Source organism: Synechococcus elongatus PCC 11801, assembly GCF_003846445.2.
In the GTDB taxonomy this organism is placed as follows: domain Bacteria; phylum Cyanobacteriota; class Cyanobacteriia; order Synechococcales; family Synechococcaceae; genus Synechococcus; species Synechococcus elongatus_A.
The window spans coordinates 1,085,861-1,110,845 of the sequence record NZ_CP030139.2 but is presented as its reverse complement, the minus strand read 5'-3'; the positions used below and the strand labels follow the sequence as shown (position 1 = coordinate 1,110,845).

Here is a 24,985-nt window from a genome sequence, read left to right as displayed (position 1 = left end):
CGCCTATAATTCGAAATTGCCAGTCTGGCCGCTCTCTCCGCTGGCGCCCGCTCCTCTACTGCGTAGGTTTCATGGTCGCGTCGTCTTCGCTCCCCCGACTTTTGCGCGCTGCTCGTGGCGAGGTTCTTGATCGCCCACCCGTGTGGATGATGCGCCAAGCTGGCCGCTACATGAAGGTCTATCGCGATCTGCGGGACAAGTATCCGGGCTTCCGCGAGCGTTCGGAAACGCCGGAGCTGGCGATCGAGATTTCACTACAACCCTTCCGCGCCTTTAAGCCCGACGGCGTCATTCTCTTCTCGGATATCCTGACGCCACTACCGGGCATGGGTATCCCCTTCGACATCATCGAGAGCAAAGGCCCCATCCTCGAGCCGCCAATTCGCACGGCTGAACAAGTCGCTGCTGTGCACGACCTCGATCCAGAGGAAGCCACACCCTTCATTCGTCCAATTCTGGAAACGCTGCGTCGCGAAGTCGGCAACGAGGCGGCTGTGCTCGGTTTCGCGGGTGCGCCTTGGACGCTGGCTGCCTATGCGATCGAAGGTAAAAGCTCCAAAACCTATGCCAACATCAAGCACCTCGCCTTCTCTGAACCGGCGATCCTGCATGAGTTGCTGGGCAAGCTGGCCGACAACATCGCGGTCTACCTCTGCCACCAAATTGAGTGTGGTGCACAGGTTGTCCAGTTGTTCGACTCTTGGGCTGGTCAACTTAGCCCGATCGATTACGACACCTTTGCTCTGCCTTATCAGCAGCGTGTCTTCCAGCAAGTGAAGGCGAAGCATCCTGAAGTGCCTTTGATTCTCTACATCAGCGGTAGTGCTGGTGTTCTGGAACGGATGGGTCAGTCGGGGTGCGACATTGTCAGCGTTGACTGGACGGTTGACTTGTTGGATGCTCGTCGTCGCCTTGGTCCGGATATCGGCCTACAGGGCAACATTGATCCGGGCGTGTTGTTTGGCTCCCAAGCCTTCATCCGCGATCGCATTCTCGATACGGTGCGGAAAGCGGGCAATCAGCGCCATATCCTCAATCTGGGTCATGGCATTCTGCCCGGGACTCCCGAAGACAACGCCCGTCACTTCTTTGAGACGGCGAAGAGCTTGGATCAACTCTTGGCAACCAGCCACTAATCTGCGAGAGGCAATCACTGGGTGAGTAAGCGCGTCTTCATCACTGGGGCCAGCGGCTGCGTCGGCCACTATCTAACGGAGACGCTGCTGCTCAACACCGATTACGAGCTGTTTTTGCTCGTCCGCGATCGCCAAAAGCTAACCATCGATGTCAGTCGCCGTCCTGGAGTCGAGGTGATCGAAGCCGATATGGCCGAGATCGATCGCTTCCACGACCTGTTGCAGACGATTGACATTGCTGTTTTGACAGCGACCGCTTGGGGCGGAGCAGAAGCGACGCAGCAGGTCAATGTTCAGCAAGTGGTCAAACTACTGAACAGCTTGGATCCTGATCGTTGTCAGCAGGTCATCTACTTCTCGACAGAGAGTGTGCTGGGGCATGACAACGAGTTGCTCCCTGAGGCGGCGCTTTACGGCACCGACTACATCCGCACGAAATATCAAGGACTTCAAGAACTTGACAGTCTAGCGATCGCGCCGAAGGTAACGGCTGTCTTCCCGACCCTCGTCTTTGGGGGGGGGAGCGACGGCAAGCGATCGTCCTTCCTCACCGCTGGATTGCAGGATGTGGTTAAGTGGCTGTGGCTGATTCGCTTCTTTAAAGGTGAAGCGAGTTTCCACATTGTTCATGCCTACGATATTGCTCAGGTCGTTCGCTATCTGATAGCTCATCCCCCTGCTGAGGCCGGTGTCCGTAAGTTTGTGCTGGGTACCCCTGCCATCACCCTTGATGAGGCCGTTCGCCAAGCCTGTGACTACTTTGGCTTGCGAATTTGGTTCCAAATTCCGCTCACACGGGGCTTAGTCGACTTCTTTATCAAGGTCTTCCGCATCGAAATGACCGACTGGGATCGGTTTTGCGTGAACTACCGACACTTCACCCATGCCAATCCTGTGAGTCCTGCGCAGTTTGGCATGGTTCCTTACGTCAGCAACTTAGCTGATCTATTTCGGGTCAGTGGTTTCAAGCCGCGCTAGCGCCTTAGCGTAAAATAGGGACACGGCAATTTGACTGACCTTTAACTATGAAAGTTTTGGTTTCCTTTGCGCGCCGCCTCAGCCTCTTCGCTGTTGCCGCCGTGCTGTGTGTCGGTAGCTTCCTGATGACCACTGCTCCGGCAGCGGCTCAAACCGTCTCGATCAAAATGGGCGCCGACAACGGCATGCTGGCTTTTGAACCCTCGACCATCGAGATCAAAGCAGGTGACACGGTTCAGTGGGTCAACAACAAACTGGCACCTCACAACGTGGTTGTTGAAGGTCAACCGGAACTGTCTCATAAAGATCTCGCCTTCTCGCCTGGCGAAACCTTTGAAGCAACCTTTAGCGAGCCTGGCACCTACACCTACTACTGTGAGCCCCACCGTGGCGCTGGTATGGTCGGCAAAATTGTGGTCCAGTAATCTTCTGTTGCCACTGATTTAGCTTTTGTGGTCAATCAGCCTCTACTGCAAAGTAGAGGCTTTTTACTGGCGGTTTTACTGCCGGTTTTCGCTCAGGCACAGGCCGGATCTCCGATCTGGGCCAGCGTTCAACCCTGCCTAAAATGGGGTCATCGCTGGAACTCCTCACCATGCAACCGACAGATCCCAATCGATTTACTGAAAAAGCCTGGGAAGCGATCGTTCGTACTACGGATGTTGCGAAACAAGCTCAGCATCAGCAAATTGAAACTGAACACTTGTTTCTAGCGCTGTTGCAAGAGCCAGGTTTAGCGCTCAATATCCTCAAAAAAGCAGGCTTAGAAACCAGTCGCTTGCAGCAATTTACTGAGCAGTTCATAGCACGTCAGCCCAAGGTCAGTGGAGGTAATCAATCAGTTTATTTGGGGCGATCGCTCGATCAGTTACTTGATCAAGCAGAACAATTTCGTAAGGATTTTGATGATGAGTTCATCTCTATTGAGCACCTGATCCTAAGTTTCCCCCGTGACTCTCGTTTTGGGCGATTGCTCAGTCAAGAGTTTAAGGTTGATGAAAAGCAACTCCGTCAGGTTATTCAACAGATTCGAGGCAGCCAAAAAGTGACTGATCAAAATCCCGAAGGTAAATACGAAGCCCTCGAAAAATATGGGCGTGACCTCACCGAAATGGCTCGCCTTGGTAAGTTAGATCCGGTGATTGGTCGCGATGATGAAATTCGGCGTACTGTGCAGATTCTCAGTCGACGCACTAAAAACAATCCGGTTTTGATTGGTGAGCCTGGGGTTGGGAAAACGGCGATCGCAGAGGGCCTTGCTCAGCGGATTATCAATGGTGATGTGCCCCAGTCACTGAAGGATCGACGCCTGATTGCCTTGGATATGGGCGCTTTAATCGCTGGTGCTAAATTCCGTGGTGAATTTGAAGAACGCCTGAAAGCAGTTCTGAAAGAAGTCACTGATTCTGAAGGCATTATCATCCTTTTTATTGATGAAATTCATACGGTTGTCGGTGCTGGGGCAACCCAAGGCTCGATGGATGCTGGCAACTTGCTGAAGCCAATGTTGGCTCGCGGTGAGCTGCGTTGTATTGGAGCAACGACGCTCGATGAATATCGCCAGTACATTGAAAAGGATGCGGCACTGGAGCGACGCTTCCAACAGGTTTTTGTCGATCAACCCTCGGTTGAAGACACAATCTCTATTCTCCGAGGCTTGAAAGAACGCTATGAAGTTCACCATGGCGTTCGTATTTCTGACAGTGCATTGGTTGCAGCAGCTGTGCTTTCAACCCGCTACATTAGCGATCGCTTTCTACCGGATAAAGCGATCGACTTGGTTGATGAATCTGCAGCGCGCCTCAAAATGGAGATCACTTCAAAACCTGAGGAGCTGGATGAAATCGATCGCAAAATTCTCCAGTTAGAAATGGAGCGACTCTCTCTGCGTAAAGAGAGCGATACCGCTTCACAGGAGCGACTGCAACGGCTCGAAAAAGAACTGGCAAATCTTAAAGAAGACCAGCGCAGTTTAAGCAGTCAATGGAAAGCTGAAAAAGATGTCCTCGAAGATATTAAGTCTGTCCGCGAGGAGATTGATCAGGTCAACCTCAAAATCCAGCAGGCTGAGCGAGATTATGATTTGAACAAAGCTGCTGAACTGAAATATGGCAAGCTAACTGAGCTGCAGCGGAAACTTGCAGAAATGGAGCATGGTTTGGCTGCAACGCAAACTGGCGGCAAGTCTCTGTTACGAGAAGAAGTGACCGAGGTTGATATCGCTGAAATCATCTCGAAATGGACCGGAATTCCGGTCAGTAAGCTTGTTGAGTCAGAAATGCAAAAGCTACTCAACTTGGATAGTGAGCTGCATCAGCGGGTTATTGGTCAAGATGAGGCCGTTTCTGCAGTTGCCGATGCAATTCAGCGATCGCGAGCTGGCTTATCTGATCCGAAACGACCGATTGCGAGTTTCATTTTCCTTGGCCCAACTGGAGTTGGTAAAACTGAGCTTGCCAAAGCCCTAGCCGCTTATCTGTTTGATACGGAAGATGCGATGATTCGCATCGATATGTCGGAATATATGGAAAAACATGCGGTCTCGCGGCTAATTGGTGCACCTCCTGGCTATGTTGGCTATGACGAAGGCGGTCAACTGACCGAAGCGGTGCGGCGACGTCCTTATTCCGTCATCTTGTTTGATGAGATCGAGAAAGCACATCCTGACGTCTTTAACGTCATGTTGCAGATTCTCGATGATGGTCGGGTGACGGATAGTCGAGGTCGGACAGTTGACTTCAAGAACACAATCTTGATTCTGACCAGCAATATTGGCTCACAATTCATCCTGGATGTTGCAGGAGATGATAGCCGCTACGAAGAAATGCGGAGTCGTGTCACCGATGCGTTGCGCGCTAATTTCCGGCCGGAATTCCTCAACCGTGTGGATGAAACAATCATCTTCCACAGTCTGCGGAAGGATCAGCTTCAGCAAATTGTTCGCATTCAACTCCAGCGTCTTGAAGAGCGGCTGAGCGATCGCAAGCTAGCGTTGTCGATGACTCCTGAAGCGGTCAATTTCCTAGTAGATGTTGGTTTCGATCCGGTCTATGGGGCGCGCCCTCTCAAACGGGTCATCCAGCGAGAACTTGAAACCGCGATCGCCAAAGCCATCCTTCGCGGTGAGTTTCGTGATGGCGATACCATCCAAGTTGCGGTTGAAAATGGACGGCTTATCTTCCAATCGATCGCCGCCCCAGCAGCAACGACGACGATTAGTTAGCATTAAATTAACTTAAATGATTAAGGCCTGTTATCTGCAGTGGTGCAGGACAGGCCTTTTTAATCTCATTGCTGCGACTGCAAGCGGATAGATAGAAGCGACGATCGCCCAGATTGAGATCCGAATCCTTTGTGCACTTATTTACTGGCTGGAACTTCTACTGTGATTTTGGCCATGACAGGTTTCCCATTGACCGTGATCACATTGTGTTGATTGGTCGTTAATTCCGCCATCAGTGTTTGCTTCCCTACCGGTAGTGAAGAAAGGTGATACCAAGGACCATACAGCCTGGCAATTTTTTGACCATTCAGAAACAAGTGGGCATGACCTGAGTCAACCTGATTAGTCTGGTCGAGTTCTTCGGGAGCAAAACGGAAGTTCTCGGTAATCAGTCGTATATTCCAGCCACTCTTGCGATCGCGCTCAACTTTCAGCTTGACAGTCGGCTGAGGCGCACCAGCGGGAACGGCAAGGCTACCGTGGGCATGGTTAGCTCCAGACTGGTGTTGGTGACCGGCGCTGTGCGCTTGTTGCCAAGCCGCCGTTTGGGGAAAGGCGAGAGCAGCAGTTGGCAGGACGACCGGCAGCAGCAACGCTGCCGTCTTCAGGACGCGGCGAGTAATGAAGGGCATTGAGAGTGATTAACCGAGATTAAAACAGCACGATCGCCAGAATTTAGTGACAGTGATATTCACCTGTACGCCGATCGTGGTGGCATTGGTTGACGTCAGAGTTGCTGGAATGGGCGATCGCGGCTGCATCCCAACTGGTCAAGATCACCGCGATCGCAGCAGCTCGCCAAATCCACCGCATGGTTGAGACTCCAGGTCAGTCTTTCTGATCATAAACTTAGCCTTGTAATGCAGAGCTGTCTCGGCATGGTTGTCCTGTCGCAGGACAGACATACCCACGTTTGGGCTTGGACATGATTCATTGATGAGGGACTAGAACAAGAACTCAGTCTTGAGTACCGGCACCCAATAATCACCATTGGCAAGGTTACCGATCGTCAGCCCGCCACCGGCATTGGTCACGGCATAGAGCGCTGGTGTGATGGCAATATTGTCGGTCAGCTGCAGTTTGTAGTAGACCTCAAAGGCAAAGGGGCCACTATCAGCAAAGGCTGCACCACGACTATCGCTGGTGACATAAGGAATTTGACCCACCGCCAAGCCCAATTCATTGCCATCCGCAAACAGGTTCGGGAAGGTCAGACCCAGATTCCAAGACTGAACCGTCGAACTGCCCGCCGAGCCACTCAAGAAGCTGATGCCATAGGAGCCACTGATCGTAAAGTTCTCGCTCACAGCCCAACCTAAGCTCAGGCCGACGTTGTTGCTACTAATCAGATCCGTTGGTGAATCAGCAGGGCCAATCAGCGATCGCACTGTGCCATAGGCAACGCCCCCAAACTGAGCCGGTAACCCCACCCCATCCGGATTGATTGGATTGAAGCTGGGGCCTTTGCGATAGGCATAGGCTAAAGCGCCGATGAAAGTTCTGTCGTCATTCTGGAAGGCAAGTTGAGCTGTGGTCTGCGAATCTGCCCCAAAAACACCTGCAGTCGGATCCGTTTCTAAATTGAGGCCAGAAGTCGGGCCTTGTTGGTTGATGTAGGCCAACCCGAAGTTGAAGTTGGGGTTGATCTGCCAGTTGAAACCCGCTCCAGCAGAATTCGAGGTATCGGCATCGTTGTAGATACCGGGCACGGGATTGTTGAAGAAGTAGGAAAGCTCGGGGGCGTAGAAAGAACCGTTCGTCGAGAAGATATCGTCGACCTGGACATTAGATGTCCCCACCGTGAAGTTCACGGAGCCCACCGGAAACTGATAGATCAGTGTGTTGAGCGTGAAGCTCGGATCCGCGCTCGTAGCTGCATTGTCATAGGCCAGTGCTGCACCGGGGCTGGGAATGCCTGCGCCAGCTGAAAAACCATTCAAATCACGCAGGCCAGGTGAGGTAATGCTGTTGGCTTCGAGGCGGGTTTTGAGCAGGTCGTTGCCGGTGAAGCTGGTGTTGAAATCCAACCCCACCCGTTGCGAGAAGGAGGTGCCGGTATCCAAACCGCTGGGGCCAAAGGCGCGATCGAGGCTGAGGAGCACGTCGCCCTGGAGTTTGGTCGTGGTTGAAAACTGAGTAGCTTCGAGTTTGGTGACGCGGGCTTCTAAACCATCAACGCGACCGCGCAGGGTTGCTAGCTCCGTTTGAAACTCTTCTGTCAGCTTTTTGAGGGTGTCGAGGTCTTCGTTGGAAGCAGCAAATTCAATGACTTTGTCTAAGCAGGCATTCAGTCCGGCTGCAAACTCATACCGAGTCAGCGCACGACTGCCACGGTAGGTGCGGTCTGGATAGCCGACGATGCAGCCATAACGCTCCACCAAGGACTGCAAGGCTTGATAGGCCCAATCCGTTGGGCGAACGTCACTCAGTTGAGTGATGGAGGTGACTTGGGCTGCAGGCAGATCTTCATTGGCGATCGCATTCACCTGTTGGAGTGTGCTGGCGTCCAACGCGATCGCAGCAGGAGTGAACCCCAAACCAAGCGCTGCTCCAACCCAAACTGCTGCAGATTGAACTTGCATCCCTAGCCCTCACACCTTATGAGAATGATTATTGTTCTTAAAAAGAATAGCTGTCAATAAATGGTCTGCTTTTCTTGTTCAAGTCCAGCAGTTAAAGAAGCAGCCGGTGTCCAGCCTGCTCAAGCACTTGCCAAGTTGGTTGGCATGAGAAAAGCCGCCTAGAGAGTCCTCCAAGCAGCTCACGGATTCATGCTGAGTTTTCAGAGCAAGGAAGCGAGATCGCTTACCACTTCAAGAGATTGAATTGCTCCATATCTACCGTGTTGCGGTTGCGGTAAATTGCCAGCAGAATTGCCAGACCGACCGCTGCTTCAGCGGCTGCAACCGTAATCACAAAGACGGTAAAGACTTGGCCGCGAATTAAGGTGCCATCCAGATAGTTGGAGAATGCCATCAGGTTGAGGTTGACGGCATTTAACATTAACTCAATTGACATCAACACGCGGACGGCATTGCGGCTGGTTACTAAGCCATAGACGCCAATGCAGAACAGGGCAGCAGCGAGAACCAAAAAGTATTCGAGAGGTACAGTCATGAGATTGTTCCTTATCGCTTATTTCTTGCCAGCACCCGTCAGCAACTCTTCCCGCGATCGCTCGGGCAGTTGCAAATCAGCCGTCGCACCAGTCATCACATCTTCAGGCTCAAAATCACGACGAGCCAGAACGATTGCCCCAATCATTGCCATCAACAGCAATACCGAAGCCAGTTCAAAGGGCAGCAGATAGTCGCTGAAGAAGTGTTCACCGATCAGGTAAATCGCCTCATCACCACTAGCACCTGGTGTCGGCGTCACGGCCCAAGGCGTTGAAAGCACGGTCAGACTGAGCAGCGCAAACAGACCACCACAAACCAGAACCGTTAGCCCTTTGCGCAGCCAGTTAAATTTCAGCGGTCGGAAGTCTTCCCGTTTGTTGACCAACATGATCGCAAACAGGATCAAGACGTTGACGGCACCGACGTAGATCAGCACTTGGGCAAAGGCTACAAAGCTGGCATTCAGCAGCAGATAGAGACCCGCAATACTGATGAAGACACCGCCCAGTAAAAAGGCTGAGTAGACAATATTGCTGGCAAGAACGACCCCCAAGGCCGCCAAAACCACCCCAGCCGTCAGGATGATGAATGTAACTAGTTGAACGCCTTCGGCAAGAGTCACGGTTTAGTTCTCCTCGGTAGCGGCAGCAGCCTGCTTGTACTGATCGACGAGTTCTTCGGGACGCTGACCCGCCCGTGGACGATCGTCCGCCACCACGTGGGGGTCGTACTCACCTTTCGGCAGGTAAGCGAATTCGCGGAAGGGCGTCACCATCGGATCATCCGTCACTTTGTAGGGCAGACGACCCAAGGCAACGTTGTCGTAGTTCAGCTCATGGCGATCGTAGGTCGCTAGTTCATACTCCTCGGTCATCGATAGGCAGTTGGTTGGGCAGTACTCGACGCAGTTGCCACAGAAGATGCAAGCCCCAAAGTCGATGCTGTAGTTCTTGAGGTCTTTCTTCTTCGTCTCTTTGTTGTAGACCCAGTCCACTACCGGCAGGTTAATCGGGCAGACCCGTACACAGACTTCGCAGGCAATGCACTTATCGAATTCGTAGTGAATCCGGCCGCGATAGCGCTCCGACGGAATCAGCTTTTCGTAGGGATACTGCACCGTCACCGGACGCCGCTGCATGTGGTCAAAGGTGACCCCCAAACCCTGGCCGATCGCCTTGGCCGCCTGGAGACTTTCCTTGGCGTAGTCTCCGACTTGCTTCAGAAATTTCAGCATGATCGTGTTCCTTCAGAAACCTCAAGAGAAGACCAAGACGCACTAACCACCAAAGGCGACAGGGAAGGTTAGTTTCAACGCTGCAGTCACTAGCAGATTCACCAGCGAGATCGGGAGTAGGAACTTCCAGCCCAGATCGAGGAGTTGGTCAATCCGCACCCGTGGAACCGTCCAGCGCAGCAGAATCGCCGTGAACACCAGCAGATAAGCCTTGAGGACAGTCATCGTAATCCCCAGCGCCGCTGTCGTGATCTGCAGAATCGGATTTGCAGGATCCACACCAATCCAGCCTGCAAGGCGATCGAGGGGAATCGGGAACTCCCATCCGCCCAAATAGAGAATGGAAACCAGCAGGGCCGAGAGAATCAGGTTGACGTAGGAACCAACGTAGAAGAGGGCGAACTTCATGCCGGCATATTCGGTTTGATAGCCAGCGACCAACTCTTCTTCGGCTTCTGGCAAGTCAAAGGGCAAGCGCTCACACTCTGCCAGCGCTGCGATCCAGAAGATGATGAAACCCACCGGTTGCCGCCAGATGTTCCATCCCAAAATGCCGTAGCCCGACTGCTGATCGACGATATCGATCGTGCTCAGCGAATTGGACATCATCACTACCGCCAGCACTGCGAGAGCTAGCGGAATCTCGTAGCTAATCGACTGCGCTGCCGCCCGCAAGCCACCCAAGAGCGAGTACTTATTGTTCGAGGCATAGCCCGACATCAACAAGCCAATCGGCTGAATACTGGAGAGCGCAATCCAGAGAAAAACGCCAGCTCCGACGTTCGTAATGATCAGTTCTTGCCCAAAGGGGACGATCAGGTAAGACAAGAAGACAGGGATAACAACCAGCGCTGGACCAATCGTGAACAGGAAGGCATCGGCTTTGGCTGGAATGATGTCTTCCTTCAAGATCAATTTCAGACCATCCGCCGCTGATTGCAGAACCCCTAGCGGGCCGGCATACTCAGGGCCAATCCGTTGCTGCACCGCAGCAGAGATTTTACGCTCTAGCCAAACGGTGACAAGCACCCCGACTGTTGCCGCGATGATCATCAGCAACATGGGCAAGGGCATCCAAAGAAGCTTGGCAAGGCCCGGAGAGAGCCCCAAGGCTTCCAGAGATTGAATGAATGTGCCTTGGAGGTCGATCCCTCTGTCCATGGCTACTCCACTGCTGCTGATCATGGGTCACGCATCGCTGTTAATCGCTGCTGTCGCAAGATCAAACAGGCTTTTGTGACTGTTGCTCAGTATATCTGCAGGCCGATCGCCCACCCCGCCAAACTGAGCACTTTTGCGGATTTTCAAGATTGGAAGTTGCTATCCAGAGGATTCAAAAAACTGTTCATTCGAGCGAGCTCAGTGCGATCGCCCTTCGAGTTCTCCCGCGATCGGGCTTCACTCGAAGTAGTCGAAGGCCTTGTAGCCCGCTTTTTTGATTAGGGCATCACGTTCTGCAAGCTGCAGATCCTCCTGCATCATCTCGCGCACAAGCTGCTCAAAACTGATGCGAGGTTCCCAACCCAACTGCTGCTTCGCCTTAGAGGGATCACCGAGCAGTGTCTCCACTTCAGTGGGCCGGAAGTAACGGGGATCGATCGCCACGATCGCCTGACCCGTAGCTGGATTGATGCCCTTTTCCTCGACCCCACTGCCTTCCCACGCGATCGCGAGTCCGACTTCTGCCGCTGCGGTTTCTACAAACTGGCGCACAGAATACTGGACACCGGTGGCGATTACATAGTCATCAGGTTGCTCTTGCTGCAGCATCAACCACTGCATTTCGACATAGTCGCGGGCATGCCCCCAGTCTCGCTTAGCGTCTAGATTGCCAAGGTAGAGGCAGTCCTGTAGCCCCAGTTTGATGCGGGCGAGGGCACGAGTGATTTTGCGAGTAACAAACGTTTCCCCGCGCAGCGGCGACTCGTGATTGAAGAGAATCCCATTGCAGGCATAGAGCCCATAGGCTTCGCGATAGTTAACGGTAATCCAGTAGGCGTAGAGCTTGGCAACCGCGTAGGGACTACGGGGATAGAACGGCGTTGTCTCAGTTTGAGGAATCTCTTGAACTTTGCCGTAAAGCTCTGACGTTGAAGCCTGATAGAAACGGGTCTGCTGCTCCAGTCCGAGGATCCGAATGGCTTCAAGAATCCGCAGAGTACCGAGGCCATCAGCATTAGCCGTGTATTCAGGACTGTCAAAGGACACCTGAACATGGCTCTGGGCCCCAAGGTTATAGATTTCGTGGGGTTGAACCTGCTGGACAATCCGGATCAGATTGGTGGAATCAGTCAGATCACCGTAGTGGAGAATGAAGCGCCGATCATCAACGTGGGGATCTTCGTAAAGGTGATCAATGCGATCGGTGTTGAATAGCGAGGCTCGGCGTTTGATGCCATGAACCTCATAGCCTTTTTTGAGGAGAAGCTCTGCTAGATAGGCCCCATCCTGACCAGTGACACCAGTGATGAGGGCACGTTTTCGAGTCATGGCAGAGCAATAGGGTGCAAGAACAGCTCGCTGTAATTTAGCAGCGATCGCGCTGCGCTGCGGTCAATGATCAGGGCAGTTTTACCCCGGAAACAGCCGCATCCTGGGCTCTTGGCGTGAAAGCAGATGCTGATGTCCAGTCGTTGACCCAATCACTAGCCAGACTGGCTAACGGCACGGCGATAAAGAGGCCAACAACGCCAAAAACCTTGAGACCCAGCAGCACTGAGAGAAGGATCCAGACCGGATTGAGGCCGATGATTTGGCCCATCAAGCGGGGCTCAATCAAGTTGTCATTGATTTGCCCAAGCAGAAAGACGGTAGTGAACAGCTTGGCCGCGATCGCCGGGTCTTGAAACAAAAGAACGACGGACAGGCTGATGACTAGCAGGATGTCAACAAAGGGGACAAGACTGCCGATGCCCAGTGTCAAGGCCAGGAGTAAGGAAAAGGGGATTTTGAGCAGACTGAAGGCGATGAGCAGCAGCACACTATAAAGGCTGGCAATGATCAGCTCACCACCCAGAAAGGCTTGGAACTTTTGGCGCAAACCACTCGCCAGGCGATCGCGCCAAGGGGCAGGCAGACGACTCAGGACCGTCCCGCTGACTTCCTCGCCATAGACCAATAGGAAGAGCGTCAACACTACTGTAATTAGGAAATTGAGCGCTCCGTCAAAAAACTCTAGGGTGAAGCTCAAAAGCTGTGTGCTGAGCGTCTCAGCAAGGTCAGTGATTTCCGTCACCGCTCGCTGAAAGAAGCTGACCCAATCCAGGGGCAAATTAATGGACAGCGTCCAAGCTTCGAACTGCAAAACTTCCAATTTGGCTGCGTCGTACCAATGGGGTAGCGACTGCGTCAACACATTGACTTCAGCCAAGAGTCTGGGCAATAGCCAAGTGACTAAAGCCGTGATCAACAGAATGCCAACGCCTAGGACCATCAACAGAGCCAGCGATCGCGGTAGGCGGCGTTGAACCAACCAGCGCACGGGCAAGTCGAGAATGAACGCCACCAAGGCCGCCACTAAGACCATATTGGTCAACGGTTGCAGCCAATTCAGCAACTGCTGTAGGAGCCAAAAATTGAGAGCGACCAATGGTGCGATCAGCAGCCATCGGACAACCGCTGGCCAAGTACGCCAATCAGCGATCATGCAAATTCAAGGAGGAATGGGCCGATTTTAACGATCGTTGGCTGCGACTTTAAAGAGCGGTTCATCTGAATTGCGATCGCTTCGTTAAGATTGAGCAAGCCGCTGATGTAAGAGTTATGACCGCTGCTGTCGCCATTCAAGTTGCCAAGAAGAAACTGGCGAAGCCTCCGCTTGACTTGCACTATCTCGGCGATCGCGTCCTGCGGCAACCGGCCAAACGCATCAGCCGAATTGACGACGAACTGCGGCAAACGATTCGGCAGATGCTGCAGACCATGTATAGCGCCGACGGTATTGGCTTGGCTGCCCCTCAAGTGGGTATCCACAAACAATTGATCGTGATTGATCTAGAGCCGGAGGACGAGCAAGCTCCCCCCCTCGTCTTGATCAATCCCAAAATCGAGCGCACTAGCGGTGATTTAGAGCAGTGCCAAGAAGGCTGCTTGAGTATTCCCGGCGTCTATCTGGACGTAGAGCGGCCAGAAATCGTTGAGGTTTCCTACAAGGATGAGAACGGTCGCCCCCAACGCTTGGTGGCTGATGGTTTGCTCGCGCGCTGTATCCAACATGAGATGGATCACCTCAACGGCGTTCTCTTTGTCGATCGCGTCGAAAACCGTCTGGAGCTGAACGAGGCCCTCGACAAAAAGGGGTTTGCCGTCCAGGCTGTTCGCCCTGTCACGCAGTCACGCTAGAGCCGTTCTCTTCCGCAAACTGGGACTAGATGTCTGGAGGCGAGCCTGCTATCCTGCAAGCGCAAATGCCTAGTGCCGGATGCGTTCGATGGTTGGTACTCCCAAAAGCTCCCTATTTCTCGGTCTGTCCTGTATCGCTGCGATCGCAGCCGTTGGGTCTGTGTTTGAACTGACCTCAGGGGCTCCCCAACTTGGATCTCTCGTGACTGGTAGTATCCTCGGCCTCAGCATTCCAATCGCGATCGGTTCCTTTTTAGCCGCTGTTCGTGCTGCTCAGCCTTGAGCCCATCTGGTCACAGACACTTCTGCAACTGGTCGTGGAACTTGCCATTGTTTGCCCCGTCCCTGAGCCAATTGATGTAGTTGCTGCCTGTTGTTTTCTGTCGTTCCGTGCTTGTGCAATACGAGGCATCCATGCGAAATCTTTTCTTCTTGCCCCTAGCGGCGCTAGCCGGCACCCTGCTGACAAGCTTCTTACCCCTAGCACCTCAGGCACGAGCCTCTCAATTTGGGCAAATTGAAGTTGATCAAAGCAAGTTTGTCTTGGTTGCTTCACCGATCGGCAACGGCAGTCGCCACCAGCTGTTAATCATTGAGCAAGTCAAAAACACTCGGCCCTGCTGGTCTGTGATTCCTGAGACGCCCACGCGTATTGACCCGCTGCTACTATCGTTCAACTTTTCGGGAATTTGCGATCGCAAGATTGACAGTAACGGCTACTCGCTACGAATTGCTGGTGTTGACCTGGGGCTGAACTATCGCCTCAGTATCGTTCGTCGTAATGGACAAATGCTGTTGGTCGGTCAGGCTTTCCGCAGTGGTCCTGAACTGGTGATTGCGAAAGCCAATGGAGAGTCCTCTGGCTTTGCCAAGTTAGAACTTCAGCCGGGTTGGCGGTTGGGGCGTCGTACTTTTAGTGGGACCCCTCTCGGCCATATTTACCTCGTGACCGATCAAGTGCCGCCAGGTATGGCCTTGCAAGGAGCACAACCTAGACCCAGTGCGGCAGTTACTCCGCCTAGTGTGAGCTCACCGGTCAATCCATCACCTTCTTCCTTGCAGCAACCTGTGACTCCTCGGCCACTCCCCAGTGCTAGTCAGACGCCAGCCTTGACTCCGCCTCGACTGACCCCTCTTCGGCCTCTACGCCCGGCAAATCCGCCTCAGCCCTGATCAGTGACGTAGTCAGTCGATACTGAGGTATCTTCTGGCAGCAGCAGTCAAGCGACCGCTGAGTTCTTTTCTGGAAGCAACTCAGCGGTTTTATACTTTTAGAGTATCTGGAATGCTGGTTGATCAAGCCACGGGCGCTGACTCAAAAGTCGCTGAATGCCGGTTATGACGATGGGGAATCACACGTCGACTCTGTGAGATACCACGCTAGGACGGCCTATTCTAGAGAACGGATGCGATCGCTCTACAATTCTGGCGATTGTCCTTTAATACTTATGTTTTTACTGCTCTCTTCGCTTATCACCTACTGCAAGCCCGGCCAGGCTGTTGATATAAACTGGTCAGCTTCAGAAGATTTTGACGGCTAACTGAACTGGCTGATCTGGAGATCCTGCAAGGGTCTTTACTGATTCTTTGTCGATAATACCAAGGCTAGCTGTGTTGTTAAGGCGATGAATACGCCTCAGCCTGTATCAGTCGAGACGCTCCCCTACCATTTTCTCAACCTCATCATTTCTGCCGGCCACCTACTCTCAAAACTGTTGATTTCTTCGGGCTAGAGACTGGTAACCCGAGAGCCGATCAGTGGCGATCGCTGAAAAGAGTTCCGTGGAGGTCTGAGAAAGTACTCCCATTTGTAAGGAGGATAATTAATTCGGTATTTCCATTTGTGATGATTGCTGTGATAGATTGATTTTAGTTGAGAATCACAAAATGTCGAAATGACATCAATCACGCCACTGACCGGTAAAGCATTGCTATCACGACTGAAAGAACTTGGTAACGCCAGTCGTTCAGAAACGGCAAAAGCCTGCGGTTACTACTCAATTACCAAAACTGGCCGCGAACGCATTAACTTTACGGCGTTCTATGAAGCTCTCCTAGCTTCCAAAGGCGTTGCTTTTGATGAAGCAGCTCCGCGCAAGGGTCGTCACCCTAGCTACACTGTTCGTGTGCAGAGCAACGGTAATCTCTTGATTGGATCAGCTTACACCAAGCAGCTGAACCTACAGGTCGGCGACGAGTTTGAAATCAAGTTGGGTCGTCGTCAAATTCGTCTTGTCCCTGTCAACGGCAGCGACGACGAGTCTGAAGAATAAGCAACTGCGACTCAGACAGCAACTGAGTTAGTGGCTATTCATCCATAGCGATGGCAAGAAGCCTCTCCAAGTTTTGGGGAGGCTTTTGTCTTGTGGAAATGTTGGGTTGCGTCAGTCCTTTTTGCAAAGTGACTCGCTAATCTCAGCATTTCTCAGGGAAAGAGGATGAGATGCCTGCTGGAGATCGCCGTCAGTGAGATCCTGGTTGCCAATAACGCCAAATACTGTGAGCTAATGTCACAACGCCAACGGTTAAAGCCCGTTCATCAATCTCAAATTGCGGATGATGGAGCGGTGGGTTGTGTCGATCTGGATAGCCCACGCCAAGACGAAACATCATGCCTGGAACTTGCTCTAAATAGACTGAGAAATCTTCAGCTCCTAAAGACGGTTCAGGAATTTGTTCAACTGCAGCATTTCCCCATGCCTCGATCGCTGCTGCCTCAACCAAACGGGTCAGGGCTTCATCGTTTTGCACGGATGGAACCCCACGACGATAGTGAAATTCGTAGTGAGCATCGTAGGTTTTACAAATACTGGCAATAATGCTTTCGATCCAGTCAGGTAAGCCTGCATGGGTTTCAGGGTGAAGCGATCGGACGGTGCCGAGGAGTCGGACGCGATCGGCAATCACATTGGCAGCACGACCTCCTTGAATTTGCCCAATGGTTAAGACCACTGGCCGTAGAGGGTTTTGTGTGCGGCTAATCGCCTGCTGCAGCATCGTAATAATCTGCGCGGCGATCCAAATCGCATCCTTTGCTTCGTGGGGACGGGCTCCATGTCCTGATTCTCCCTGGATGACGATTTCCAGATCGTCCGCAGCAGCTGTTAGCGCTCCATAGCGAATGCCAATTGTGCCGGCAGGAATCGAGGGGAAGACATGCACACCCAGAATGGCATCGACGCCTTCAAGGGCTTGGGCTTCTACCATCCAGCGGGCACCTTGGGCAATTTCTTCAGCGGGCTGAAACAGCCAGCGAACAGTTCCGGGCAGTGGCTCACCTAGCTCGCTCAGAACCATTGCAGCTCCCAAGCCTAAGGTCGTGTGGAGATCGTGTCCACAGGCGTGCATGATGCCCTGCTGACGAGAGGCAAAGGGGAGATTGGTTTGCTCCTCAATTGGCAGGGCGTCCATATCGGTACGCAGTGCCAAACAGCGACGATCGCGGCCGGACCCAATTAAATCCCCCACAACCCCAGTACGCCCAACCCCCTCGCGGACTTGTAGGCCACAAGACGAAAGAACACCGGCGACATAGGCAGCGGTTTGGTGTTCATGGCCGCTTAACTCGGGGTGGGCATGGAGATGGCGGCGAATTTCTAAAAGACGCGGTTCAAGACGCGTCGTAACCTCACGAATTCGATCAAGCACAGGGCAGACTAGCAACGGCGATCGCCGGACTGAGGATCAGCTTTTCTATCTTGGCATTCTTGCTTCTATTGCAAGGCAAGGAACTGCTCAAGGGCAGTGACTGCAGCGGGTGGCCAACGGCGAATTTGGCGCACCCAGGTCAGATCTCGATAGCGGGAATCGAGTCCCATGACCGCGACCCAGTTGCTTTCGGCTTCACCGCGCTGACCCTCCTGCCAAAGTACTGCTGTTAGAGCGGCTCGCATGTCAGCAAAGTTCGGATACTTGCGCACCAGCGATCGCATCCGTTGCAGTGCTTCTGGCACGCGATCGAGCTGGAATAACGTCAGGGCGACATTGGCGGAGGCAAAAGCAAAGCCCGGTGCCAATCGACTTGCCGTTTCAAACTCGGCAAGGGCCTGCTCATACTCACCCAGACTCGATCGCACATTGCCCAGATTGTTGTGAGCAGCAGCATCTTCGGGTGCAAGTTGCAACACCTGCTCATAGTCTGCGATCGCCTTGTCCCATTCCCGCAATCCTTCCCAAGCCGTGCCGCGATTCAGGTAGGGGTCAGGCGCCGTTGGGGCTAGCCGAACCGATTCGTCGTAATCGGCGATCGCCTCTTGCAAATGGTTCTGGCTGACTCGCACATTGCCGCGGTTGCTCCAGAGAGCAGCATTGTCTGGGGCGATCGCGATCGCCTCGCTCCAGAGTTGCTCCGCTTTGACAAATTCGCCGCGATAGCTGGCTTCCATCGCCACTTGGTACAGCTCTTCCAGTGTTGAGGCTTGGGCAGCACTACTGATTCCCAGCACCAAAACAAGCGTCCAAGCAATCAATTGCTGCAGCATGTGGGTTCTCTGTGCCAATGCTGCTGATTCTATCCGCATTCCAGAGAGGGCTAACGAAAGAGATCCAGCGATCACCCTAGGGCAGAACATTGCTGCCAAGAAGTTCTGCGATCGCCTGGTGCTCCGCTGAGGGTTGGACTGGTTCCACGCGCCGTGCATCGGTAATCAGCCAGTCCAAGGCAGCAGCTTGAACGTCGATGGCGTTGCCATTGCGATCGACGCAGTAGCGACCAAAGACCAACTTATCGACGAGGCGGACGCCGGATCCCAAGCGTGAATATTCAAAAATCACGCTGTTTTCGATCGTGGCTCCCTTGCAAATGTGGCAGTTGGGACCAATCATTGCAGGCCCGACAATCCGCACTCCTTCTTCAATGCGGGTCATGCCACCGATGTAAACTGGGCCTTCAATTTCCACCGAGTCCCAGTCGATCGCTACATTCAGGCCGGTGTAAATCCCTGGTTTGACTTGCTTGCCGGGGATAGCAACATTACGGACTTCTCCCTTCAGCACACTGCGAATAGCTTGCCAGTAGTCAGGGACTCGCCCAATGTCGATCCACTGAAAGTCCATGGAAATTCCATAGAAGGGCGCTCCTGCATCGACTAGTTGCGGGAAGAGATCGCCCCCGATGTCGTACTCCTGTCCCGAAGGAATGTAGTTCAGAATCTCGGGCTCGAAGATATAAATCCCTGTGTTGATTGTTGTACTCAGAGCTTCTTCTACATCGGGCTTTTCTTGGAAGGCTTGGATGCGCCCTTCAGCATCAGTGACGACTACCCCGTAACTCGAGACTTCTTCACGGGGAACAGTCTTCATCACGATTGTGGCTAGGGCACCTTTCTCTTTGTGCCAGCGGACCGCCTCAGTGAGATCAAGATCGATTAGGGCGTCGCCACAGAGAACAACAAAGGTGTCATCGAAGAACGGCGAGAAGTCCTGAATTCGCTTCATCCCGCCTGCTGAGCCGAGAGCCTCCCCAATCAATTGACCATCTTCGATTCGCCCTTCGAAGGAATAGGCAACTTCGACACCAAAGCGCTGGCCATCTCGGAAGTAGCTTTCAATTTCCTGCGCTAAATGGCTGACATTGACCATAACTTCCTTGAAGCCATGCTCCTTCAAGAGCTCCAGTAAAAACTCCATCACTGGCTTCTGCAGGATGGGGATCATCGGCTTAGGAATGGTGTAGGTGATTGGCCGAACCCGGGTTCCCTTACCGGCAGCCAAAATCATTGCTTTCATCGAGGAGGTATTGATATAGGAAATCACTAGGGAACTGGTTGCAGCCCCTTTAAAGCCCCTGAATCTTATCAGACCGGAGCTGAAAGCACGGCGATAGCTGGGACAGAAGCTGGTTCCGCGATCGCGGTGAGACAGCGGATCCAAAGTGGACCATAGAGGGTCTCTTGTTGCAACTCCACCACGGACTGGGCTGCTAGAAAGAGGAGTGCCCAAAAGACGCCGACGCGATCGCCATCCAAATGGTGATCGCCTGCTTGAGTTTGGCTCCAAATCTGGACAAGGTCTTCAAAATTAAGCCAGTTATTCTCAGGTTGCAGTGCATTCCATTGCCGTTGCAGAAAATTCCCGAGGGCAGCTGCTGTTTCAGCCAGATTCTCCTGATGCGCCAAGTGAGCGATCGCCTGAATCGCTTGCCGACGGGGCGCTGGTTTCGGTTGACGGCGCCGCGATCGCGCCGGAGGGTCTGCGAGAGACTGTGCAACCTGTTCGAGTTGTTCAATCAAATCGCTCAGGGTGACTCGTCGCTGCTGCGGGGGCAAGGCCACGGCTCGACGGCGCAATTGCTGCTCAAGCTTGGCGGGTAGCTGAGGCATTGCTACCAACTCATCAAAGCTGTCGACGATCTCTTCCAAGACTTCCGCCGGTGGAAACTCCAAACGCGCCAAGGCATCGGCCTTGAGCAAGATCAGAATTGAGGCATAAAGAAAAGCTTCCCCCGATTCAGAGAGATCCGCTTCGTAGCGACTGCGGCTGAAATCCGTGAGAGGCGTCAAACTTGGGCGCTGCTGCAACTGCTCCAAAAAGCGATCGAAAACATCGACGACCTGTACATCCCAAGGATCGATCTCACCGCGCTCTGCCATTTCAATTAGCAGGGCGATCGCGTTTTGTGCCGCTGAACTCATGAATGAGGCCTGACCAAGCAGTTAATAACGGGCTTGGCGACCAAAGTATAGCGCCGCCCCTAGGATCAGCAAGAGCAATCCCAAAGGCGGCAGGAGATCGATCGCGATCGCAGACATCAGTTTTGCTTCTCCGCGGAGCGATCAGGGCGATAACTCAGGGGCTTTTAGGTTTCTTCAGCCGTAGCGATCGGTGCTGAAGGCAACAGCTTTTGCTGCACCTCCAGCTCAGTTTTGTAGCGGGTCAGGTCTTCTTCAAGTTCCTGAATCCGGACCTGTTGCGCTTCGACCTGTTCCTGCTCAGACTTCAGCGCAATCATTTTTTGAACACTCGCCCAGACACTAAAGATCCAAGCAAAAACTGCGCCAATTCCCATAGCCACAATCAGTTCCACTGCAAGGGGCGCGGTCAGTTCCGTGCTGCCCAAGACGTGGATAGTGGCAGGCTCGGTGTTCTCAAGGCTAAAGAGCACGAGCGCAAGCGTGATCACGAAGATCACAACAAAATTAACCTGGCGCATAGAGACAGCCAAACGCGACAGCAGCTACATTACCCCAACGGCGGTGCCTGTCGATGCGGTTGTTCAGGGAAGTGCGAGAGGCGATCGCGACTGACTTCAGCCTGTTGAGCAATCACCGGCACTGCTGAACGCAGGCGATCGGTTAGCTGAGCCAATGTCGAGTCATAGACCTGTGTTGTCAGCTTCGGGTAGAAGCCGATGCCAATGATCGGTACTAGCAAGCAGGCGATGATGTAGACCTCACGGGGTTCCGCATCGACCAAGACTTCATGCTCAGTCAGGGTTTTGTTCTCAGGGCCATAGAAGATTTCCCGCAGCATTGAGAGCAGATAGACCGGTGTCAGAATCACCCCGATGGCGGCCAGCGAAATCACCACCACCTTGAAGGGCAAGCCGTAGGCGTCGCTGTTAGCGAAACCCACGAAGACCATTAGTTCCGCGACAAAGCCACTCATCCCCGGCAGCGCCAAGGAGGCCATGGCACAGGCTGTCCACATCGCAAACATTTTGCGCATTTTTTGGCCGACGCCGCCCATCTCATCCAGCATCAGCGTGTGGGTGCGATCGTAGGTCGCACCAACGAGGAAGAAGAGGCTAGCCCCAATCAGGCCATGAGAAACCATCTGCAGCATTGAGCCGCTTAATCCAAGCTGCGTGAACGAGCCTAGACCAATCAGCACAAAGCCCATGTGCGAGATCGACGAGTAGGCGATTTTGCGCTTGAGGTTGCGTTGGGCAAAGGAGGTCAGCGCAGCGTAGAGGATATTCACGACCCCCAGCAGAACGAGGATTGGTGCGAAGCGAGCATGGGCTTCTGGCAACATCCCCGCATTCATCCGGAACAAGGCATAGCCACCCATCTTCAGCAAGATGCCAGCCAGCAGCATGTGGACTGGGGCAGTTGCCTCACCGTGGGCATCCGGCAGCCACGTGTGGAGTGGCACGATCGGCAGTTTGACGCCGTAGGCAATCAGGAAGCCAGCGTAGAGCAGCAGTTGGAAACCGATCGCGTATTCCTTCGCAGCCAAAGTTTGGAAGTCAAAGGAAATGACGTCGCCGCTAAAGGCCATGGCCAGCGCTGCGACCAAGATGAACAGCGAACTGCCAGCGGTGTAGAGAATAAACTTGGTGGCAGCATACTGACGGCGCTTGCCGCCCCAAATCGCTAGCAATAGGTAAACCGGAATCAGCTCCAGTTCCCAAGCAAAGAAGAAAACGAGCAAGTCCTGTACGGCAAAAACGAGAATCTGGCCGCCGTACATGGCCAGCATCAAAAAGTAGAAAAAGCGCGTCTTGAAAGTGACGGGCCAAGCCGCCAGCATGGCTAAGGTGCTGATAAAACCCGTCAGCAAGATCAGTGGCATCGACAGGCCATCGGCACCTACTGACCAATTCAGGCCAATTTGGGGCACCCAAGCATAGCTTTCGACCAGTTGCAGGTCGGGATTGCTGAAGTCGTAGCTCGTCCAGAAAGCGACGACCAGCAAAATGAAATCGATCAGCCCAACAATCAGCGAATACCAGCGAATCGTTGTCCCCTTGCCATCGCGATCGGGCAGGAGGGGAATGAATAGCGCTGCCACAATCGGCAACAGAATGATTGTGGTGAGCCAGGGAAACGTCCCGATCTCCATAAACCGCTCCTGTAGGGCGTTTCTGCCTGCAGTGTAGAGAATTCTCTTTCCTCTCTTGGGAGGTATTAAGGAAAGCTCAATATCTTGCAATCAATAGAAACGGGGGCTGAGTGATCCCAACCCCCGTCACTTTGTATTCTCTTGGCCTACTCGAGAAGAGCGATCGCGCCTAGGTCACCCCAAAGGCAACGACAAGACCAAGAACAGCACCGAAGACAATTAGGGCATAGAACTGCGCCCGGCCATTTTCGAAGTACTTGAGACTTTCCCCCGTCACAAGGGTCACGAGACCCGTCAGGTTGACCAAGCCATCGACCACCTTTGAGTCAACTTCCAGAACCTGACGTGCCAGTCGCCGACTACCCTGAACAAACAGGACATCGTTCAGGTCGTCCAAGTACCACTTATTCCGTGAGAACTGGTAAAGCGGCTGGAAGCGTTCCGCGATCGCAGCCGGGTCGATGCGGCCAAGCCGATAGGTCAACAGCGCAACGGTAATTCCAGTCAGGGCGATCGCCACGGAAGCCCCGCCCAGGGTCAGGAATTCCTGCAGTTCAAAGTGACCGGCGTGAACCGCTTCACCGGGAGCCTGAACAAACGCCTCGAAGCGATTGTTCCAAGGCACTCCCAGCAGCCCAATCAGCGCTGAAGGCACTGCCAGGATCGCTAGCGGCAAAGCCATCGTCCAAGGGGACTCATGAGGCACATGATCGTGATGCTCATCGTGACCATGCCCTGCGGTCACACCGGCTTCCGCGAGTAATTTCGCCTGAATCGTTGCATCTTCCCCTCGGAACGAACCTTCGAAGGTGAGGAAGTAGATGCGGAACATGTAGAAAGCGGTCAAGCCTGCAGTGGCAAAGCCAACCCCCCAGAGAATGGGATTGGCGGCAAAGGTCGCACCAAGGATTTCATCCTTCGACCAGAAGCCCGCGAAAGGCGGAATCCCGGCGATCGCAAGGTTACCGATTAGGAAGGTAATGGCAGTGACAGGCATATACTTGCGCAGCCCGCCCATCAGACGCATATCCTGCGCCAGCACCGGATTGTGGCCAACCACGGCTTCCATGCCGTGAATGACCGAACCGGAACCCAAGAAGAGCATTGCCTTGAAGTAGGCGTGGGTGACCAGGTGGAACAGGCCAGCGCTGTAGGCACCAACCCCCATGGCCATCACCATGTAGCCCAACTGAGAGATGGTCGAGTAGGCCAAGCCCTTTTTGATGTCGTTTTGGGTGAGGGCGATCGAGGCACCTAGGAAGGCGGTGAAGGCCCCCGTCCAAGCGATGACATTCATCACCGTCGGCAGTTGCTCGAACACCGGATACATCCGGGCGATTAGAAAGACACCAGCCGCAACCATCGTGGCCGCGTGAATGAGCGCCGAAATCGGAGTCGGGCCTTCCATCGCGTCCGGCAGCCAGACGTGCAGTGGGAACTGCGCCGATTTGGCAACGGGGCCAAGGAAGACCAAGATGCCGAACAGAGTCGCAAGGCCAGCACTAAGGGCACCACTGCTGATCAAAGCTTGGAGGCGATCGCCGATCTCGGTAAATTCAAAGCTACCGGTTGCCCAGTAGAGCCCCAGCATCCCCAGCAGCAGACCAAAGTCGCCAACGCGGTTGGTGACAAAGGCTTTTTGGCAAGCATCGGCTGCGGCCTTGCGGTCGTACCAAAAGCCCACCAGCAGGTAGGAGCACATGCCCACTAGCTCCCAGAAGATGTAGATCTGCACCAAGTTGGGGCTGATGACCAAGCCCAGCATGGAGGAGCTGAACAGGCTGAGATAGGCGTAGAAGCGGACATAGCCGCGATCGTGAGCCATGTAGCCATCGGTGTAGAGCATCACCAACAGCGCCACAGTAGTGACGACCGCCAGCATCACCGTGGTTAGCGGGTCGATCGTGTAGCCCATGCTGAGGTGAAAGTCACCGGCAGCGGCCCAATCGAACATGCGGGTGTAGGTCGGATGGCCAGACAATTGGCTCGCTAGTAGACCAAAGGCGAGGGTAGCGGACCCACCCAGAGCCGTCATGATCAGTGCTGCATTGAGCTGACGCAGTTTGTTGGTGGCCTGGTTAACGGTGATCAGTCCCAGCCCAACCCCAGTGGCGGCTAGTAGCGGAAGGACTGGGATCAGCCAGGCGTAATCGTAGAGAAATTCCATGCC

Annotated in this window: 24 protein-coding genes; 8 read left to right on the top strand and 16 right to left on the bottom strand. The window is 53.6% G+C overall.

Translation table 11 applies throughout. The features are described from left to right. The first annotated feature begins 71 nt into the window (after positions 1-71). The 4 genes from hemE (at position 72) to clpB (ending at position 5,337) form a co-directional block, all read left to right on the top strand. On the top strand, positions 72-1,136 hold the full coding sequence (gene hemE / locus DOP62_RS05315) for a uroporphyrinogen decarboxylase (RefSeq protein ID WP_208676676.1): 1,065 nt from the start codon (positions 72-74) through the stop codon (positions 1,134-1,136). 21 nt (positions 1,137-1,157) lie between these two features. Continuing rightward, complete coding sequence (locus tag DOP62_RS05310) at positions 1,158-2,114, top strand: NAD-dependent epimerase/dehydratase family protein (protein WP_338431492.1); 957 nt, start codon at positions 1,158-1,160, stop codon at positions 2,112-2,114. A gap of 47 nt (positions 2,115-2,161) precedes the next feature. After that, on the top strand, positions 2,162-2,539 hold the full coding sequence (gene petE, locus DOP62_RS05305; RefSeq protein WP_208676678.1) for a plastocyanin: 378 nt from the start codon (positions 2,162-2,164) through the stop codon (positions 2,537-2,539). Between the two features lie 170 nt (positions 2,540-2,709). Then, a complete protein-coding gene (clpB, locus tag DOP62_RS05300; RefSeq protein WP_208676680.1) occupies positions 2,710-5,337 on the top strand; it encodes an ATP-dependent chaperone ClpB in 2,628 nt (875 codons plus the stop codon). A gap of 137 nt (positions 5,338-5,474) precedes the next feature. Here clpB and DOP62_RS05295 read toward each other — a convergent pair whose 3' ends face one another. The 9 genes from DOP62_RS05295 to DOP62_RS05255 all read right to left on the bottom strand — a co-directional run bounded on the left by DOP62_RS05295 (position 5,475) and on the right by DOP62_RS05255 (position 13,336). Then, on the bottom strand, positions 5,475-5,969 hold the full coding sequence (locus tag DOP62_RS05295; RefSeq protein WP_208676682.1) for a hypothetical protein: 495 nt from the start codon (positions 5,967-5,969) through the stop codon (positions 5,475-5,477). Between the two features lie 43 nt (positions 5,970-6,012). Continuing rightward, entirely contained in the window at positions 6,013-6,150 is a 138-nt protein-coding gene (locus tag DOP62_RS05290) for a YHYH domain-containing protein (protein WP_208676685.1), read from the bottom strand. A 131-nt stretch (positions 6,151-6,281) separates the two neighbouring features. Beyond that, positions 6,282-7,919 carry an iron uptake porin gene (locus tag DOP62_RS05285; RefSeq protein ID WP_370538890.1) on the bottom strand — a complete coding sequence of 546 codons (1,638 nt, stop codon included), beginning with the start codon at positions 7,917-7,919 and terminating at the stop codon, positions 6,282-6,284. A gap of 223 nt (positions 7,920-8,142) precedes the next feature. Next, positions 8,143-8,454 (bottom strand): NADH-quinone oxidoreductase subunit NuoK, encoded by a 312-nt coding sequence (nuoK, locus tag DOP62_RS05280; RefSeq protein WP_011242521.1) that lies wholly within the window; start codon positions 8,452-8,454, stop codon positions 8,143-8,145. Between the two features lie 18 nt (positions 8,455-8,472). Then, positions 8,473-9,078 carry an NADH-quinone oxidoreductase subunit J gene (locus tag DOP62_RS05275; RefSeq protein WP_208672695.1) on the bottom strand — a complete coding sequence of 202 codons (606 nt, stop codon included), beginning with the start codon at positions 9,076-9,078 and terminating at the stop codon, positions 8,473-8,475. 3 nt (positions 9,079-9,081) lie between these two features. Then, a complete protein-coding gene (gene ndhI, locus DOP62_RS05270) occupies positions 9,082-9,690 on the bottom strand; it encodes an NAD(P)H-quinone oxidoreductase subunit I (RefSeq protein ID WP_208679011.1) in 609 nt (202 codons plus the stop codon). A 42-nt stretch (positions 9,691-9,732) separates the two neighbouring features. Then, entirely contained in the window at positions 9,733-10,851 is a 1,119-nt protein-coding gene (nuoH, locus tag DOP62_RS05265) for an NADH-quinone oxidoreductase subunit NuoH (RefSeq protein WP_338431483.1), read from the bottom strand. Positions 10,852-11,088: 237 nt separating this feature from the next. Beyond that, entirely contained in the window at positions 11,089-12,180 is a 1,092-nt protein-coding gene (gene gmd, locus DOP62_RS05260; RefSeq protein WP_338431481.1) for a GDP-mannose 4,6-dehydratase, read from the bottom strand. Positions 12,181-12,250: 70 nt separating this feature from the next. Further along, entirely contained in the window at positions 12,251-13,336 is a 1,086-nt protein-coding gene (locus DOP62_RS05255; RefSeq protein ID WP_208672692.1) for an AI-2E family transporter, read from the bottom strand. A 116-nt stretch (positions 13,337-13,452) separates the two neighbouring features. On the opposite strand from DOP62_RS05255, the gene def reads away from it, so the two are divergent. The 4 genes from def to DOP62_RS05235 all read left to right on the top strand — a co-directional run bounded on the left by def (position 13,453) and on the right by DOP62_RS05235 (position 16,304). Next, positions 13,453-14,031, top strand: a complete 579-nt coding sequence (gene def, locus DOP62_RS05250; RefSeq protein ID WP_208672690.1) for a peptide deformylase — start codon at positions 13,453-13,455, stop codon at positions 14,029-14,031. 88 nt (positions 14,032-14,119) lie between these two features. Then, positions 14,120-14,314, top strand: coding sequence for a hypothetical protein (locus DOP62_RS05245; RefSeq protein WP_208676960.1), 195 nt, complete (start codon positions 14,120-14,122; stop codon positions 14,312-14,314). A gap of 131 nt (positions 14,315-14,445) precedes the next feature. Continuing rightward, complete coding sequence (locus DOP62_RS05240) at positions 14,446-15,204, top strand: DUF3747 domain-containing protein (RefSeq protein WP_208672688.1); 759 nt, start codon at positions 14,446-14,448, stop codon at positions 15,202-15,204. A 722-nt stretch (positions 15,205-15,926) separates the two neighbouring features. Next, positions 15,927-16,304, top strand: a complete 378-nt coding sequence (locus DOP62_RS05235; RefSeq protein WP_208672686.1) for an AbrB family transcriptional regulator — start codon at positions 15,927-15,929, stop codon at positions 16,302-16,304. A 190-nt stretch (positions 16,305-16,494) separates the two neighbouring features. Here DOP62_RS05235 and DOP62_RS05230 read toward each other — a convergent pair whose 3' ends face one another. From DOP62_RS05230 to DOP62_RS05200, 7 genes are all read right to left on the bottom strand, one after another. Further along, positions 16,495-17,679 (bottom strand): M20 family metallopeptidase, encoded by a 1,185-nt coding sequence (locus DOP62_RS05230; RefSeq protein WP_208672684.1) that lies wholly within the window; start codon positions 17,677-17,679, stop codon positions 16,495-16,497. Between the two features lie 65 nt (positions 17,680-17,744). Then, on the bottom strand, positions 17,745-18,551 hold the full coding sequence (locus DOP62_RS05225; protein ID WP_370538889.1) for a tetratricopeptide repeat protein: 807 nt from the start codon (positions 18,549-18,551) through the stop codon (positions 17,745-17,747). Positions 18,552-18,588: 37 nt separating this feature from the next. After that, positions 18,589-19,758 (bottom strand): nucleotidyltransferase family protein, encoded by a 1,170-nt coding sequence (locus tag DOP62_RS05220; protein ID WP_208676958.1) that lies wholly within the window; start codon positions 19,756-19,758, stop codon positions 18,589-18,591. A gap of 68 nt (positions 19,759-19,826) precedes the next feature. Beyond that, entirely contained in the window at positions 19,827-20,663 is an 837-nt protein-coding gene (locus DOP62_RS05215; protein ID WP_208672681.1) for a segregation/condensation protein A, read from the bottom strand. A gap of 164 nt (positions 20,664-20,827) precedes the next feature. Beyond that, the gene (locus tag DOP62_RS05210) at positions 20,828-21,181 is read right to left on the bottom strand and encodes a lipopolysaccharide assembly protein LapA domain-containing protein (RefSeq protein ID WP_208672679.1); all 354 of its coding nucleotides are present in this window, start codon (positions 21,179-21,181) and stop codon (positions 20,828-20,830) included. 29 nt (positions 21,182-21,210) lie between these two features. Then, complete coding sequence (gene ndhD1 / locus DOP62_RS05205) at positions 21,211-22,815, bottom strand: NAD(P)H-quinone oxidoreductase subunit 4 (RefSeq protein ID WP_208672676.1); 1,605 nt, start codon at positions 22,813-22,815, stop codon at positions 21,211-21,213. A 169-nt stretch (positions 22,816-22,984) separates the two neighbouring features. Continuing rightward, complete coding sequence (locus DOP62_RS05200; protein WP_208676956.1) at positions 22,985-24,982, bottom strand: NAD(P)H-quinone oxidoreductase subunit 5; 1,998 nt, start codon at positions 24,980-24,982, stop codon at positions 22,985-22,987. Positions 24,983-24,985 lie beyond the last annotated feature (3 nt).